The organism is Neopararhizobium haloflavum, assembly GCF_002750855.1.
GTDB classification, from domain to species: Bacteria; Pseudomonadota; Alphaproteobacteria; order Rhizobiales; family Rhizobiaceae; genus Georhizobium; species Georhizobium haloflavum.
In genome coordinates this window covers 116,052-131,132 of the sequence record NZ_NWUC01000005.1, presented here as the reverse complement: position 1 = coordinate 131,132, position 15,081 = coordinate 116,052, and the positions used below count along the sequence as shown (strand labels likewise).

General features: G+C 64.4%; 18 protein-coding genes. 10 read left to right on the top strand and 8 right to left on the bottom strand.

Features of this window, described 5'->3' with window-relative positions; all coding sequences use genetic code 11:
• Nucleotides 1-49: 49 nt before the first annotated feature.
• Nucleotides 50-889 (top strand): tryptophan 2,3-dioxygenase, encoded by an 840-nt coding sequence (gene kynA / locus CN673_RS12375; protein WP_099866620.1) that lies wholly within the window; start codon nt 50-52, stop codon nt 887-889.
• Nucleotides 890-1,025: 136 nt separating this feature from the next.
• Here kynA and purS read toward each other — a convergent pair whose 3' ends face one another.
• Together purS and purC are read right to left on the bottom strand one after the other, a co-directional pair.
• Entirely contained in the window at nt 1,026-1,268 is a 243-nt protein-coding gene (gene purS / locus CN673_RS12370) for a phosphoribosylformylglycinamidine synthase subunit PurS (RefSeq protein ID WP_099866618.1), read from the bottom strand.
• 17 nt (nt 1,269-1,285) lie between these two features.
• Complete coding sequence (gene purC / locus CN673_RS12365; protein WP_099866617.1) at nt 1,286-2,050, bottom strand: phosphoribosylaminoimidazolesuccinocarboxamide synthase; 765 nt, start codon at nt 2,048-2,050, stop codon at nt 1,286-1,288.
• A gap of 255 nt (nt 2,051-2,305) precedes the next feature.
• Here purC and CN673_RS12360 point away from each other — a divergent pair, with 255 nt between their 5' ends.
• Both CN673_RS12360 and CN673_RS12355 read left to right on the top strand, forming a co-directional pair.
• A complete protein-coding gene (locus tag CN673_RS12360) occupies nt 2,306-2,629 on the top strand; it encodes a DUF1476 domain-containing protein (RefSeq protein ID WP_245409890.1) in 324 nt (107 codons plus the stop codon).
• A 67-nt stretch (nt 2,630-2,696) separates the two neighbouring features.
• Nucleotides 2,697-3,491, top strand: coding sequence for an HpcH/HpaI aldolase family protein (locus tag CN673_RS12355; RefSeq protein ID WP_099866615.1), 795 nt, complete (start codon nt 2,697-2,699; stop codon nt 3,489-3,491).
• Nucleotides 3,492-3,501: 10 nt separating this feature from the next.
• Here CN673_RS12355 and CN673_RS12350 read toward each other — a convergent pair whose 3' ends face one another.
• The 6 genes from CN673_RS12350 to CN673_RS12325 all read right to left on the bottom strand — a co-directional run bounded on the left by CN673_RS12350 (nt 3,502) and on the right by CN673_RS12325 (nt 8,925).
• Nucleotides 3,502-4,062, bottom strand: a complete 561-nt coding sequence (locus CN673_RS12350) for an RBBP9/YdeN family alpha/beta hydrolase (protein WP_099866613.1) — start codon at nt 4,060-4,062, stop codon at nt 3,502-3,504.
• A 52-nt stretch (nt 4,063-4,114) separates the two neighbouring features.
• The gene (purB, locus tag CN673_RS12345; RefSeq protein WP_099866611.1) at nt 4,115-5,416 is read right to left on the bottom strand and encodes an adenylosuccinate lyase; all 1,302 of its coding nucleotides are present in this window, start codon (nt 5,414-5,416) and stop codon (nt 4,115-4,117) included.
• 64 nt (nt 5,417-5,480) lie between these two features.
• Nucleotides 5,481-6,023 (bottom strand): hypothetical protein, encoded by a 543-nt coding sequence (locus CN673_RS12340; RefSeq protein WP_245409889.1) that lies wholly within the window; start codon nt 6,021-6,023, stop codon nt 5,481-5,483.
• Nucleotides 6,010-6,693, bottom strand: coding sequence for a ribulose-phosphate 3-epimerase (gene rpe, locus CN673_RS12335; protein WP_099866609.1), 684 nt, complete (start codon nt 6,691-6,693; stop codon nt 6,010-6,012). The genes CN673_RS12340 and rpe overlap by 14 nt, the downstream gene beginning before the upstream one ends.
• Nucleotides 6,694-6,766: 73 nt before the next feature.
• The gene (locus CN673_RS12330) at nt 6,767-7,783 is read right to left on the bottom strand and encodes a P1 family peptidase (RefSeq protein WP_099866607.1); all 1,017 of its coding nucleotides are present in this window, start codon (nt 7,781-7,783) and stop codon (nt 6,767-6,769) included.
• A 5-nt stretch (nt 7,784-7,788) separates the two neighbouring features.
• Entirely contained in the window at nt 7,789-8,925 is a 1,137-nt protein-coding gene (locus CN673_RS12325) for an ABC transporter substrate-binding protein (protein ID WP_099866605.1), read from the bottom strand.
• A gap of 225 nt (nt 8,926-9,150) precedes the next feature.
• Here CN673_RS12325 and CN673_RS12320 point away from each other — a divergent pair, with 225 nt between their 5' ends.
• From CN673_RS12320 to CN673_RS12290, 7 genes are read left to right on the top strand one after another with little or no spacing between them, the layout of a single operon-like run.
• A complete protein-coding gene (locus CN673_RS12320) occupies nt 9,151-9,645 on the top strand; it encodes a flavin reductase family protein (RefSeq protein ID WP_099866603.1) in 495 nt (164 codons plus the stop codon).
• 24 nt (nt 9,646-9,669) lie between these two features.
• Nucleotides 9,670-10,587, top strand: coding sequence for an AAA family ATPase (locus CN673_RS12315; protein ID WP_099866601.1), 918 nt, complete (start codon nt 9,670-9,672; stop codon nt 10,585-10,587).
• A gap of 42 nt (nt 10,588-10,629) precedes the next feature.
• Complete coding sequence (locus CN673_RS12310; RefSeq protein WP_099866599.1) at nt 10,630-11,853, top strand: vWA domain-containing protein; 1,224 nt, start codon at nt 10,630-10,632, stop codon at nt 11,851-11,853.
• A gap of 11 nt (nt 11,854-11,864) precedes the next feature.
• Nucleotides 11,865-12,200, top strand: coding sequence for an XdhC family protein (locus CN673_RS12305; protein WP_099866597.1), 336 nt, complete (start codon nt 11,865-11,867; stop codon nt 12,198-12,200).
• Complete coding sequence (locus CN673_RS12300) at nt 12,200-12,910, top strand: XdhC family protein (RefSeq protein ID WP_099866595.1); 711 nt, start codon at nt 12,200-12,202, stop codon at nt 12,908-12,910. The genes CN673_RS12305 and CN673_RS12300 overlap by 1 nt, the downstream gene beginning before the upstream one ends.
• A gap of 4 nt (nt 12,911-12,914) precedes the next feature.
• Complete coding sequence (locus CN673_RS12295) at nt 12,915-14,534, top strand: NTP transferase domain-containing protein (protein ID WP_099866593.1); 1,620 nt, start codon at nt 12,915-12,917, stop codon at nt 14,532-14,534.
• Between the two features lie 42 nt (nt 14,535-14,576).
• Nucleotides 14,577-14,912: a TfoX/Sxy family protein gene (locus CN673_RS12290; protein WP_099866591.1), complete on the top strand. Its 336-nt coding sequence runs from the start codon at nt 14,577-14,579 to the stop codon at nt 14,910-14,912.
• Nucleotides 14,913-15,081 lie beyond the last annotated feature (169 nt).

Genomic DNA, 15,081 nt, shown 5'->3' with positions numbered 1-15,081 from the left:
CGGCTTGCCCGGAAGAATAGGGGTGAGCAACGTTATTGTGGAGGATGCCATGGGCGAGCATGAGGACAGCCGCGTCGAGGCAGGCATGAGCGTCGATTTCCAAGGGCGCATGTCCTATGGCGACTACCTGCGGATCGACACCTTGCTGTCGGCGCAAAAGCCGCTGACCGATCAACCGGACGAACCGCTGTTCATCGTCATCCATCATGTGCAGGAGCTCTGGATCAGCCTGATCCTGCACGAGTTGCGCTTTGCGATGGATGCGCTGAGAGCCGACAAGCCGGGCGTCGCCTTCAAGGCGCTGGCACGGATCGCGCGCATACAGGAGCAGCTGATTTCGGCGTGGGACGTGCTGTCCACCATGACGCCGTCGGATTACCTCACCTTTCGCGCCGCGCTCGGCCAGTCCTCGGGCTTTCAATCGCACCAGTACCGTATGATGGAGATGATGCTGGGTGCCAAGGACGAGCGCATGCTTGCGCCGCATCGTCACGACGCCGCGCACCATGGCGCGCTGCTGAGCGTCTTTCATGCACCGAGCATCTACGATGAGGCAATCGCGCTGCTGGCGCGCCATGGAATCGATGTGCCGCCGGAACTTCTGAGCCGGGACGTGACGCGTCCGCATCGGTTCCACGAAGGATTGAAGACGGCGTGGCTCTCGGTCTATCGCGACACGCACCGCCATTTCGAACTTTACGAACTGGCCGAGAAGCTGGTCGATGTCGAGGACAGGTTTCAGCAATGGCGGTTTCGGCATATGAAGACCGTACAGCGCATCATCGGGCTGAAGACCGGAACGGGCGGTTCTTCCGGCGTCGCCTATCTCAAGACGGCGCTCGACCGCTCGTTCTTTCCCGAACTGTGGGAGCTGAGAACGGACTTATGAGCCGGCCGGTGGATCGAATGGGCATTGAGGTTCGGCCAGCTCGCGCAGATCAATCCGTCTTTCGATGCGATCGAAACGCGCATCATACTGACGGAGCTGGAAGTGCACCCCGCATTGGCGGCGCGCGACACAACGATCACGCGATCTCGACGGCATAGTCCTCAATGACAGTGTTGGCGAGAAGTTGTTCGCACATCGCATTGATCTGCGATTCGGCTTCCGTGCGGTCGTCGGTCTGCAACTCCACGTCGAACACCTTGCCCTGACGGACATGGCCGACGCCGTTGAAGCCGAGAGCGCCGAGCGCGCCCTCGATCGCTTTTCCCTGCGGGTCGAGAACGCCATTCTTGAGCGTGACGGTGACGCGTGCCTTGATCAATGGAAAGACCCTTTGTTCTACTTGACGAGGACCGGGCCGGTGCCGCGCGGCGGCTCGTTCTCATTCATGATACCGAGCCGGCGGGCCACTTCCTGATAGGCCTCGACGAGGCCGCCGAGGTCACGGCGAAAGCGGTCCTTGTCCATCTTGTCGTTGGTCGCGATGTCCCACAGGCGGCAGGAATCCGGCGAGATCTCGTCGGCGACGATGATGCGCATCATGTCGCCCTCGAACAGGCGGCCGCATTCGATCTTGAAATCGACGAGCTGAATGCCGACACCGAGGAAGAGGCCGGTGAGGAAATCGTTGACGCGGATGGCGAGCGCCATGATGTCGTCGATCTCCTGCGGGCTCGCCCAGCCGAAGGCGGTGATGTGTTCCTCGGACACCATCGGATCGTCGAGCTGGTCGGCCTTGTAATAGAACTCGATGATCGAGCGCGGCAGGACGGTGCCTTCCTCTATGCCAAGGCGCTTGGCGAGCGAACCGGCGGCGACGTTTCGGACGACTACCTCCAGCGGGATGATCTCGACTTCCTTGATCAGCTGCTCGCGCATGTTGAGCCGGCGGATGAAGTGGGTGGGGATGCCGATGCGGTTCAAGTGTGTGAAGACGTACTCGGAAATCCGGTTGTTGAGCACACCCTTGCCGTCGATGACGTCGTGCTTTTTCTTGTTGAAAGCCGTGGCGTCGTCCTTGAAGAACTGGATCAATGTGCCGGGCTCGGGCCCTTCATAGAGAATCTTGGCCTTGCCCTCATAGATGCGGCGACGACGGTTCATGACGTTTCTTAACTCTGTGGTTGCCGGCTAGGGGAAGGCGACGGGTGCGTCAGAGCGGCCCTGCCGGATTTTGCGTGCTTGTTCGTGGCGAGTGCTTATCCGATCTGGCCGCAAGACACAATTGGCCGCTCGGGACGCCGCACCGATCTTTTGCCGGCGTTGGCGCAGCGGTGCGGCAAGCTGGCGGGACGACGCCGCTTTTCTTCGCCGCAAATTCCCCGCATAGTCCCGGCGAATCCGAAAGGGAGATGACGCATGGCAGCCAGCATGGACGACCGCCAGAAGGCATTCGAGAACAAATTCGCCCGCGACCAGGATCTGCGCTTTCGCGCGGAGGCGCGCCGCAACAAGCTGCTCGGCCTTTGGGCAGCAGAGCATCTTGGGAAGGTCGGCGGCGAGGCCGATGATTATGCGCGCGAGGTCGTGAAATCCGATTTCGAGGAAGCCGGCGACGAGGACGTTTTCCGCAAGGTCCGGCGCGATCTCGACGCCGCCGGGGTTGCGATTTCCGACGAGGAACTGCGCAAGGTCATGGTGGAAAAGATGGCCGAAGCGATCGATCAGGTTCAGAACAACTGATCGGACGCACGCTGGTCGGCGTCGACGCGCCCGCGTCGGCGCCCGTGCGGGAGAGGAAATATTCATGATGAAACTTGCCGAGCGGCTGCGCAGCGGGGAAACGCTGATGACCGCATGGTCGTCCATGGCATCGCTGCCGGTGGTCGACAGCCTGGCGCGCAGCGGCTTCGATGCGGTGACGCTCGACATGCAACACGGCGCGCACGACGAGGCCAGTGTTCACGACTGTCTGCAGCCTGTGGCGATGGCCGGCAAGGGCGCTGTGGTGCGCATTCCGGTGGGGCGCAACGACATGGCGAGCAGGGCGCTCGATTTTGGCGCGGAGGCCGTCATCGCGCCGATGATCAATTCGCGCGAGGATGCCAAAAGGTTTGCCGCGGCGATGAAGTATCCGCCGCTGGGCGAGCGCTCCTGGGGACCTTTCCGTGCGCTCCAGATCCATGGCGAGGGGGACGCGAAGGCCTATATGCGCTCGGCGAATGACCGGACGCTTGCCTTTGCGATGATCGAGACGAGAGCGGCGCTTTCCGTGCTGGCGGATATTCTCGACGTCAAGGGCATCGACGGTGTGTTTGTCGGGCCGTCGGACTTTTCCATCTCCTGGTCGGGCGGCGGCGACGTCGATCCGCATCTCAACGACTTGCAGCCGGCGCTCGAAGAAGTTGCCGCAAAAGCCCGTGAAAAGGGCAAGCCGTCCGGCATCTTTGTCTTCGACCCGGCACGAGCCGGCACTTATGCGGCGATGGGGTATCAGCTGATGGCCATCACCAACGACGTCGCGTTCCTCAATGCCGGCACGGCAGCTGGTCTTGCCGCGGCGCGAGGCGGCGATGCCGGGAGGAGCGCTGGCGGCGGATACTGAAGACCGGTGGTCAGGACGGCGCCGTCAAGCGGCCCATGAAGCGGGCAAAGACGAGCAGGCCTTCCGGCCATGGTCCATGGCCGGATTCGGCGTTGATGTGGCCGGCGTCCCCGGCGTCGACCAGCAGCGAACCCCAGGCGGCAGCGACATCTTCGGCGACGTCATAGGCGCAAAAGGGATCATTGCGGCTGGCGACGACGATGGACGGGAACGGCAGCGGGTCGCGATCATACGGGCCGAACGTCATCAGATGACGCGGCCGAACCGCTTCATTGGCAACGTCGGGCGGCGCGACGAAGAAGGCGCCGGCAATCTTCTTCCTGAAGAGTGGCAGGGCCTGAACGGTGGTGGCAACGCCCAGCGAATGAGCAACCACGACGATCGGGCGGGTCGCGGTGTTGACCGCCTCGGCCATCTTCTGCGTCCAATCCTCCCGTTCCGGCTTCGACCAGGCGGCCTGCTCGACGCGGCGGGCCGTGCTGAGCTTGTTCTGCCACCTGGTTTGCCAGTGATCGGGGCCGGAGTTGGTGTAGCCGGGGACGATCAGGATATCGGTTTCGGACGCTTTCATGGGGGCGTCATTTAGCGATGTGGCCGGCGCGGCGCAACCTGTACCACGTGGCTCAGCCGAAGACGCGCCGGAAGATCGTGTCCACGTGCTTGGTGTGATAGCCGAGATCGAATTTCTCGCGCAGTTCGTCTTCGCCCAACGCGTCGCGGACTTCCTTGTCGGCCAGAAGTTCGGTGAGAAAATCCTTGCCCTCCTCCCAGACCTTCATGGCATTGCGCTGAACCAGCCGATAGGCGTCTTCGCGCGACGCGCCGGCCTGGGTGAGCGCGAGCAGAACACGCTGGGAATGAACAAGGCCGCGGAACTTGTCGAGGTTCTTCTGCATGGTCTGCGGATAGACGACCAGCTTGTCGACGACGCCGGTGAGGCGGGCCAGCGCGAAATCGAGGGTGACTGTCGCGTCAGGGCCGATCATGCGCTCGACGGATGAGTGCGAGATGTCCCGTTCGTGCCAAAGCGCCACGTTCTCCATGGCCGGAAGCGCATAGGCGCGCACCATGCGGGCAAGTCCCGTCAGGTTTTCGGTCAGCACCGGATTGCGCTTGTGCGGCATGGCCGACGAGCCTTTCTGGCCCGGGGAGAAGTATTCCTCCGCCTCGAGAACCTCGGTGCGCTGGAGGTGGCGGATTTCGATCGCCAGGCGTTCGATCGACGAGGCGATGACGCCAAGCGTTGCGAAGTACATCGCGTGGCGATCACGCGGGATGACCTGCGTGGAGACAGGCTCGGGCTTGAGCCCCATGGCGCTGGCGACATGTTCCTCGACACGCGGATCGATGTTGGCGAAAGTGCCGACAGCGCCTGAAATCGCGCAGGTGGCGATTTCCTCGCGGGCTGCGACGAGGCGGGCCCGGCAGCGTTCGAACTCGGCATAGGCGAGGGCCAGCTTCACGCCGAATGTCGTCGGCTCGGCGTGAATGCCATGCGAGCGGCCGATCGTGACGGTATCCTTGTGCTCCATCGCGCGGCGCTTCAACGCAGCAAGAAGCGCGTCCATGTCGGCCAGGAGAAGGTCGCTCGCCTTGACGAGCTGGACGTTGAAGCAGGTGTCCAGCACGTCCGAGGACGTCATGCCCTGATGGACGAAGCGCGCGTCGGGGCCGACGATTTCCGCCAGATGGGTCAGGAAGGCGATGACGTCGTGCTTGGTAACGGCCTCGATTTCGTCGATGCGGTCGACATCGAACGTGGCATTGCCGCCCTTTTCCCAGATGGTCGCGGCGGCTTCCTTCGGAATAACGCCGAGTTCCGCCATCGCGTCGCAGGCATGCGCCTCGATCTCGAACCAGATGCGGAACTTCTGTTCCGGCGACCAGATATCGACCATTTCGGGGCGGGAGTAACGCGGGATCATCGGCGGGCCTTTTGCAGGATCAGTTGCGGGATGTGCTGCGCTTTAGAGCATCGCTCGATGAATCTCAACGCAACGCCGGCGATTCGGCCATCCGGGCCGATTGCCAGCAACTTGCCGCGACCAGAAAGACGAAGCCGAGCGGCAGCAGATGGCCGAGGCCGATGACGGCGAACTGGTAGATCGCCGAGGCCGAGGTGAAGGCAAGCTGGAAGAACCACAGAACCGTGAACGGATCGCCGTGCCATTCCGCATAGAAATTGCGGTAGACGATCGCGAAGAGACCGGCTGTCACACCGATCGTGAGGACAGAGAGGCATAGGAACGCTGCGGCGAACCGAACTTCGAAACGGCGCGCGGTACCGAGAAACCGCATGAGGAAAATAGCCGGGGGCCAGGCGAATGCGCCGCCGCAGAAATAGAGCAGGAGCAGTGCCGGCCGGTGGCTCGTCAGGCCCTCGACGCGCAGTTGCAGGGACAATGCCAGCGACAGCGCCATGGCGATGCCCCAGAGCGGGGCAAACAGCTGGTCGCGCCCGCGCGGCAGCGACTGCCAGGCGCGATCGCCAAGGCGCCGCATCGCATTCACGCGGCCATCATGCGCGGGCACCCGCGGCAGCCCTGCGGATCGCGTCGATATTGCTGCGGTAGCTCTCAACCGTGCCGCCCTTGAAGACGGCCGAGCCGGCGACGAGTGCATTGGCGCCCGCTTCGGCGACGAGGGGCGCGGTTTCGGCCGTCACGCCGCCGTCGACTTCGAGATCGATCGGACGATCCCCGATCATCGCCTTCAGCCGGCGGCACTTCTCGATGACCGCGGGGATGAACTTCTGGCCACCGAATCCGGGATTGACGCTCATGACGAGGATCAGGTCCAGTTGATCGAGGACATACTCGACGACCGATTCCGGTGTGCCTGGATTGAGCGAGACACCGGCCTTCTTGCCAAGCGCCCGGATTGCCTGAAGCGAACGGTGAAGATGCGGCCCGGCCTCGGCGTGGACGGTGATGATGTCGCACCCGGCCTTGGCGAAGGCTTTCAGGTAGGGATCACACGGGGCGATCATCAAATGGCAGTCAAAAATGGCGTCGGTGTGCGGCCGCAGCGCCTTGATGACGTCCGGGCCATAGGAAATGTTGGGGACGAAATGCCCGTCCATGACATCAAGGTGGATCCAGTCAGCGCCTGCCTCGACCACGTCGCGCACTTCCTGGCCGAGCCTTGCGTAGTCGGCGGCAAGAATGGAGGGGGCGATGCAAAGGGGGCGGGTGGCTGGCATGGCTGATCCTTGGAGCTCTGGTGGTGCAGCCGATAGCACCGCGGGCGTCGCGCGACAACGCCGTTTGCCGGCATCAAGCCTTCGGTGAACCGAACCGCGCCCGCCAGGTCGGCACGCCATCCTGCGCCGCGGCCTCGGCTTGGTAAACGCCGCGTGCGATCGCGCGGGCCATGGTCGCGGCTGCCGCGGCGCACAGGTCGATAAAATCGTCGGCGACCGGCCGCGATCCTGTTCCCGTTGCCAGCGCGAAAACCAGATCACCATCCATGGCGGTGTGCGCTGGCCAGATCGCGCGGGCGAAGCCGTCATGGGCAGAGATCGCCAGTCGCTTTGCCTCCGCCTTGGTCAGCTCGGCGTCCGTCGCAATGACCGCGATCGTGGTGTTGGCGCCGGGGCGGGCGCGGTCGCGCATCTTCAGCCTGACCTGATCGGGGTCGGCCGGCATGGCGGAGGGATAGCCGAGACCGCCGAACTCATCCTGCTTTTCGAAGGGCGCTGCCCAGAAATGCCCTTTCTCGCCGAACGTCGTCGCTCCGAGGGCGTTGACGGCGACGAGGGCGCCGATGGTGGGGCCATTGGCGAGAACCGTGGATGCCGAGCCGAGGCCACCCTTCAGGCCCGCTGTCGTTGCGCCCGTGCCGGCGCCGGCAGTGCCGAGATCGAAGGTGGCGGCACTCTTTGCCGCCGCTGCGTATCCGAGCTCGCGATAGGGCGGATAGCGTCCCCAGTCCTTGTCGCCGCCATTCATCAGGTCGAACAGGATCGCCGCGGGAACGATGGGAATGCGGTGCGGGCCGACGGGAAAACCACGACCCTCTTCACGCAGACGGGCCTGGACGCCCGAAGCGGCGTCGAGGCCGAAGCCCGATCCGCCCGATAGGACAATGGCGTCGACGTGCTGAACAGTATTGTGCGGGGCCAGGAGATCGGTTTCGCGGGTGCCGGGTGCGCCGCCCAGCACCTCGACGGCCGCGGTCGCGGGCTGGTCGCAGAGGAGGGCCGTCACGCCCGATTTCAGCCGGTGGTCCTCGGCGTTACCGACACGCAGGCCTGCGACGTCGGTTATCAGATTGCGCGGTCCCCGTCTCATCGCCGTCAATCCTGGCGCGTCTCGGTATCGGCGGGTGAAACGGGGCGCAGCGATCCGTTACGCGAAACCGTGAGGCGGTACGTGTCGCCGTCAATCGCCTGGTCGCGTCCGAACGCGATGTCGCCAATCGCGGTCTTGAACGTCCGGCTGCGCAACGCTTCGTCCATCTGCATCGATGTCGCGTCCTTTTTGGCCTCAGCCAGGATCTCGGCGGCGGCGAAAAGCGGGAGATGATAGCCGTCGGTCGGACGAACGTCTTCGCTGCCCCGTTCATCCAGGACGGTCTCAATCGCCGCAATCGCCTCCTGCTGCGCGTCCAGGTCTCGCGGGCGCTGCGCCGTTACGGCGTAGACGCCGTCGGGAAGGGGAACCACACCATCGGCGGCCCGCATGGCGTCGCCGCCCATGAAGGTCAGACCAAGGTCGGCAGCAGCGGCATCGCGCGCCATGACCGCGACATCGGAGCGGTCGCCGCCGACGAAGACATGACTGACGCCGGCGCTCGCCAGCCGCCGGACGAGTCCGAACTGCATCTCCTCGGCCGGGCGATAGTTGTCGATGAAGCTTGGCGTTATGCCCATCTCCTCCAGTTCCAGCCGAACGGTCTCCGCCAGATCACGGCCGTAGATCGTGCCGTCCTCGATCAGCGCGAAGGGCTCGTCGGCCCAGCGCTCGGCGATGATGGCGGCGATGCGGCGTGCCTCGGCCTCGGCAGATGGGGCGAGGCGGAAGAGTGGCCAGCCCCGGCTCAGCGCATCCTCCATCACGATGCCGGCGCGAACGCTCACCGTAATGGCCGGTATGGCCGATTCGGCAAGCATCGGCATGGCGGCATCGATGGTCTCGACACAGAAGAGACCGACGACGGCATCGACGCCGGCTTCGATCAGCGAGGATGCGGCCTCGCCCGCTCCCTCGTCATCGCAGGGTTCGGGGGCGGGGACCACCTCGACCGTCAGGTCGGTGCGGCTTTCGGCGAAGGCTTCCAGCGCCGTCGCTGCCTGTTCGCCGAAGATCGACAGCGTGCCATCATCGGGTGCGACGAGGCCCAGACGAAGGCTGTCCTCAGCGCCGGCAGCTCCGGTCATCAAGGGCCACATCAGGGCGGCTGCCGTCAGCTTCTGGCCGGTTCGTGATCTCATGATGTCCCTGATTTTGCTCTCCTCTCCCTTCTAATGCGGGACGTTGCGAAATGGAACCATGAGCGGGCGCCGAACCATCCGCGCGCCGTGGCGGAGCTGCCAGGCAGGCCCGACGCGTTGACCGGATGGACAAGAAAGCGCAAACAACCGGCTTTCAAACGTGCTTTGAAACCTTATCTATTGCGGATCGGAGCTGCGATCCGACGGCTTTGAAAGAGGTGTTGCTTGCTGCACAGACAATCGATCGCGCCGCAGGAGTATCGCGAGGCCATGAGCCGCTATGCCGGCCATGTCCAGGTCGTGACGACCGAATGGAACGGTGTGCGCCGGGGGATGACGGCGACGGCAAGCTGTTCCGTTTCGGATGATCCGCCGACGGTGCTCGTGTGCGTCAATCGGACCAATCCAAAGAACGACCCGTTCTTCGAGAGCGGCTATTTCGCCATCAATACCCTGGCTGACACGCATCGCACCCTGGCCGACGCCTTTTCGGGCCTGACCGGTCTCAGCGAAAAGGAGCGCTTCGATGTCGGTTCGTGGGATACGATCACGACGGGCGCGCCGACGCTCAGCGACGCGCGTGCGGTCTTCGACTGCCGGGTGGTGGAACTAAAGCCCATGTCGACGCACACCATCATTTTCGGGCAGGTTGTCGGCCTGAGGCTTGGCGAGCATCGACCGGCGCTCATCTATCTCGACCGGCACTATCAGGCACTCTGAACGGCCGGCCACGAAGGAGTTGCAATGGCTCAAGCACTGCCGCAATCGATCGACGAAACACTGACGCTGCTGAACGACAACGACTATGTCGCCGGCAGGGATCTGGCGACGGTGGTGTTCCTGTCCTTGAGAATGCACAGGCCGCTCTTTCTGGAGGGCGAGGCCGGCGTCGGCAAGACCGAGATCGCCAAGGTGCTGGCCAAGGGGCTGGACCGTCCGCTGATCCGGCTGCAATGCTATGAGGGGCTGGATGTCGCCTCGGCGGTCTATGAATGGAATTATCCGGCCCAGATGCTGGAAATCCGGATGGCCGAAGCGACCGGCGGCACCGAACGGGGATTGATCGAGAAGGGCATTTTCTCCGACCGCTACCTGATCCGCCGCCCGGTGTTGCAGGCGCTGGAGAGCGAGGCGGGCAGGGCCCCGGTCTTCCTGATCGACGAACTCGACCGCACGGACGAGGCCTTCGAGGCTTTTCTTCTGGAAGTTCTGTCGGATTTCCAGGTCACCATCCCGGAGATCGGGACGATCAAAGCCGAAGAACCGCCGATCGTGATCATCACGACGAACCGGACGCGCGAGATCCACGACGCGCTCAAGCGGCGATGCCTTTACCACTGGGTCGACTATCCGCAGGCAGAGCGTGAACTGGAGATCGTTCGGCGCAAGGTGCCCGGCTGCAACGCCGACCTTTCGCGCGAGGTCGTCGCCTATGTGCAGAGGCTGAGGACCATCGACCTGTTCAAGAACCCTGGCGTGGCGGAGACGATCGACTGGGCGAGCGCGCTGACCGAACTCGACCGCATGGCGCTCGACCCGCAGACCGTTTCGGATACGCTCGGGACGTTGTTAAAGTACCAGGAAGACATTGCCCGCATCGGCTCGGGCGAGGGCCGCAAGCTGCTCGATGCGGTGAAGGCAGATCTCGCCGCGGCGGAATAGGAGCGCCAGGCGATCAGTGGCGCGAACGACGATCACGTGAGCATGGAAACGACGAACGACACGGGCCGCCTGGCCGACAACATCGTCTTCTTTGCGCGCACCTTGCGAAAGGCGGGGATGCGCGTCGGGCCGGCCGCGGTGACCGATGCGATCGAGGCGGTGAAGGTGTCAGGCATCGGCTCGCGCGAGGAATTCTACTGGACCTTGCACTGCGTCCTCGTCAATCGGCGCGAAGATCATGCGATCTTCGACGAGGCGTTCCGCCTGTTCTGGCGATCGCGGGATCTCGTCGAGAAGATGATCGCCATGTTTTCGCCGGTTGCGCTCGATCAGCAGCACCGGGAGAAGCTGAAGGCCGGTGAAACGCGGGTGAGCCAGGCGCTGTTCGAGGGACACGAGAAATCCCGGCCGCCTGAGGAAAAGCCGGAGATAGAGGTGGACGCGCGGTTGTCATCTTCCGGCAACGAAGTCCTGCGCACGACGGATTTCGCGCAGATGACGGCCAGCGAGATCGCTGCGGCCAAGAAGGCACTCGCATCGCTCGTCCTGCCGGTCGACCGGGTGAAGACCCGCCGGTTCCGTCCGACGCACCGCACCGGCCGGGTCGACCCGCGTGCCACGATGCGTGGCGCCATGCGCACAGGCGGACAACTGATCCTGCCGGCCTTTCGCACACGCAGGGAAATTCATCCGCCGCTCGTGGTTCTGGCCGACATTTCCGGCTCCATGAGCCAGTACACGCGCATCTTCCTGCACTTCCTCCATGTGCTGACGGAGCGTCGCCGGCGCGTCCATACCTTCCTTTTCGGCACGCGGCTGACCAATGTGACGCGCCAGATGCGACATCGGGACCCCGACGAAGCGCTGGACGAGTGCACCGCCGCCGTTCGTGACTGGCAGGGCGGAACGCGGATCGCCTCGACGCTTGCCGCATTCAACCGCAACTGGAGCCGGCGGGTGCTGGGACAAGGCGCCATCGTGCTCCTGATCACCGATGGCCTGGAGCGAGATGGCGGCGACGATCTGGAATTCGAGATGGACCGGCTGCATCGTTCGTGCAGGCGGCTCATCTGGCTCAATCCGCTGCTGCGTTTCGACGGATTCGAGGCCAGGGCGCGGGGCGTGCAGGCGATGCTGCCGCATGTCGACGAATTCCGCGCCGTTCACAATCTGGAGGCAATCGAGGGGCTGGCCGAGTCGCTTTCTGCGGGAAGGTCGCGCGACAGCGACCCGCGCCGCTATCTGAGCGGGGGGAGGGCAGCGTGAAAGGAGAGATCATGAGCAACGGCACTGCCATCGATGCCGGCGATCCGCTGGCCATTGCACAAGGCTGGCTCGAGGCCGGACGTCAGGTCGCACTGGCGACCGTGATGGAAACCTGGGGGTCGGCGCCGCGACCGGTCGGCAGCCATCTCGTGATCGACGGAGACGGGAATTTCGAGGGCTCGGTTTCCGGCGGGTGCGTGGAGGGCGCGGTGATCGCAGAGGCGGCCGACGTCATCGACAGCGGCAAGCCGCGCATGCTGGAATTCGGTGTCGCGGACGAAACGGCATGGCAGGTCGGCCTGTCCTGCGGCGGGCGCATTCGCGTCTACGTGGAAAGGATCGACTGATGGATCGCCGGCTGATTTTTGCCTTGAACGAAGCGCGCGGCGCAAGACGTCCCGCGATCCTGATCACGGATATCGCCAGTGGCGACGCGCACATCGTCAACGAAGCTGAATGCGCCGATCCGTCTTTGCGCGAGGCGATCGCGGCTGCATTGCTCAGCGGCAAATCGGGCCTCGTGGAGGCTGCGGACAAGACCTATTTTCTCAATGTGCATGTCCCGCCGGCCCGGTTGGTCGTGATCGGCGCCGTGCATATCAGCCAGACCCTGGCCCCGATGGCGCGGCTCGCCGGCTTCGACGTCACCATCATCGATCCGCGCACGGCCTTCGCGACGGCCGAGCGCTTCGAAGGGACGCGGCTTGTCGCGGACTGGCCGGAAGACGCGCTGCGCACACAGCCTCTCGACATGTTCACGGCCGTCGCCGCCGTGACGCACGATCCGAAGATCGACGACCATGCGCTTCAGGCAGCGCTGACGGCAAACTGCTTTTATGTCGGTGCGCTCGGCAGCCGCAAGACGCACGCCCGGCGCATCGACCGGCTGCGTGAGGCCGGCGTCGGCGACGCGGCCATCGACCGCATCGCGGCACCGATCGGTCTCGACATCGGCGCGGCCAGTCCGGCGGAAATCGCCGTTGCCGTCCTCGCCGAAATCATCGCCGCCTTGCGTAAGAGAACACTTACGCAAAACCTCGGCGAGATGGCGGCCTGACGCCATGCGGTTCGGAGAGATCGCGGCGGAACAGTGCGACGGCGCCATCCTGGCTCACAGCCTCAGCGTGGGCGGTGAGCGGTTCAAGAAGGGACGCGTCCTGACGGCGCGTGATGGCGAAGCCCTGCGCACGGCCGGGATCAAGAGCGTCATCGCGCTCGTCCTCGACCCCGGCGACGAGACCGAGGATGTCGCGGCGGCAAGGCTTGGCGATGCGCTGGCCGGCGCTGGCGTAACCATCGGCGAGGCGGCGACAGGGCGCGTGAACATCCATGCTGCTCACAACGGGCTTTTTCGCGTCGACAAGGACGGGGTCGATGCGCTCAACCGGATCGATCCGGCCATCACCTTTGCCTGCCTGAGGGATCGCGTCCAGGTCCGCGAGGGCGACATGGTCGCGACCATAAAAATCATTCCGTTGGCCGTTTCAGGGGCTGCCCTGGCTGAAGCGACGATGGCGATCGCGCGACCCGGCCTCCTGGAAGTCAAGCCCTTCGCACCACGCCGCGTTGGTCTCGTCGCCACCAAACTGGCTTCGCTGAAGCCGAGCGTGATGGACAAGACCCGCGATCTGCTCCAGGTGCGGCTCGACCAGTCGGGGAGCGAAGTGATCGGCGAAACGCGCGTGGCCCATGACCCCGCCGCCGTGGCCGATGCGCTTCTTGCGCTGAAGTCGCGGTGCGACATGCTGATCGTATTCGGTGCCTCGGCGGTCGCCGATGCACAGGACGTGATACCGGCCGCGATCCTACGCGCGGGGGGAACGGTCGAGGCCGTCGGCATGCCGGTCGACCCCGGCAATCTCCTGGTCCTCGGCGAGCTCGGTGGCGTGCCCGTCATCGGCGCGCCTGGTTGCGCCCGCAGTCCGAAGGAGAACGGATTCGACTGGGTTCTGGCGCGCATTCTTGCAGGCGAGGCGGTGACGGGGGAGGACATCACCGGCATGGGCGTCGGTGGGTTGTTGATGGAAATTCCGACGCGGCCACAACCGCGCAGCGGCCACGGCAAGACCGACAGGCCGATCCGGATCGAGACCATCCTGATGGCGGCGGGGCGCGCGCGCCGCATGGGCGAGGGTGGTCCGCACAAGCTGCTCGCGGAGTTCGATGGCATCCCGCTTGTCCGGCGCGCGGCAATGGCCGCGCTGGAGATGGAGGCGACGCCCGTCAGCGTGGTGACCGGCCACCGCCGCGCCGAGATCTACGAGGCCCTGGCAGGACTGGACTGCAGCGAAGTATTCAATCCCGATTTTGCCGACGGCATGGCATCGTCGCTCCAGGCCGGCATCAGGGCGCTCAAAGACCGCACGGATGGCGCCCTTGTGCTATTGGCCGACATGCCTGCGATCAAACCCGAGCATCTGCGATTGATGGCGGAGGCCTTTCGAGAGGGGGGCGGACGGGCCGTGGTGCGCGCCGTGACCGGAGGCAAGCGCGGGAACCCCGTGATCCTCCCGCGCGCCGCCTTCCCCGCCATCCTCACTCTGGAAGGCGATGTCGGCGCCCGCCAGATCGTCGAAAGCGGCGCTTATCCGATCATCGACGTTGACATCGGTGAAGCGGCGGCGCGGGATGTCGATACGCCGGAGGCCGTACGCGCGGCCGGCGGTGTTCTGAAAGCCTGATGCCGGCCGCTCGCCGGCATCGGCATGTGACCGGTAGTTTCGATGGACATTATCGATATCGAGGATTTCTTCCTGCCGCTCGGACCGGTCTCCATCCGCCGCATGTTCGGTGGAAAGGGAATCTATTTCGAAGGGCGGATCATCGCGATCGAACTTGGCGGCGAGCTTCTCCTGAAAGCCGATGCCGACAGTGGACCCCGCTTCGCCGCAGCGGGCGCCACGCAATGGCAATATCAGGGGAAGTCGAAGCCGGTCAAAATGCCGTACTGGAGCGTTCCCGATTGCGCCCTCGATGATCCGGAGGCACGTCGCGTCTGGCTGGTCGAGGCGCATGAAGCGGCGTTGCGCGGGGCCACCGACGGCCGGCGGCGCCCTTAGGTCGGACGAATATTCATGTTTTGTTCACTACGGCCGCGAGCGGTCGACGCGCTTGAGCGATCGGCACTTTACAATAGAACAAAACCAGAACATAAATGGGTCATAACGGAAAACGGAGTTGACCCATGACGCACATCCTTCGCGATATCCTGGCTTTCACATCGATCTC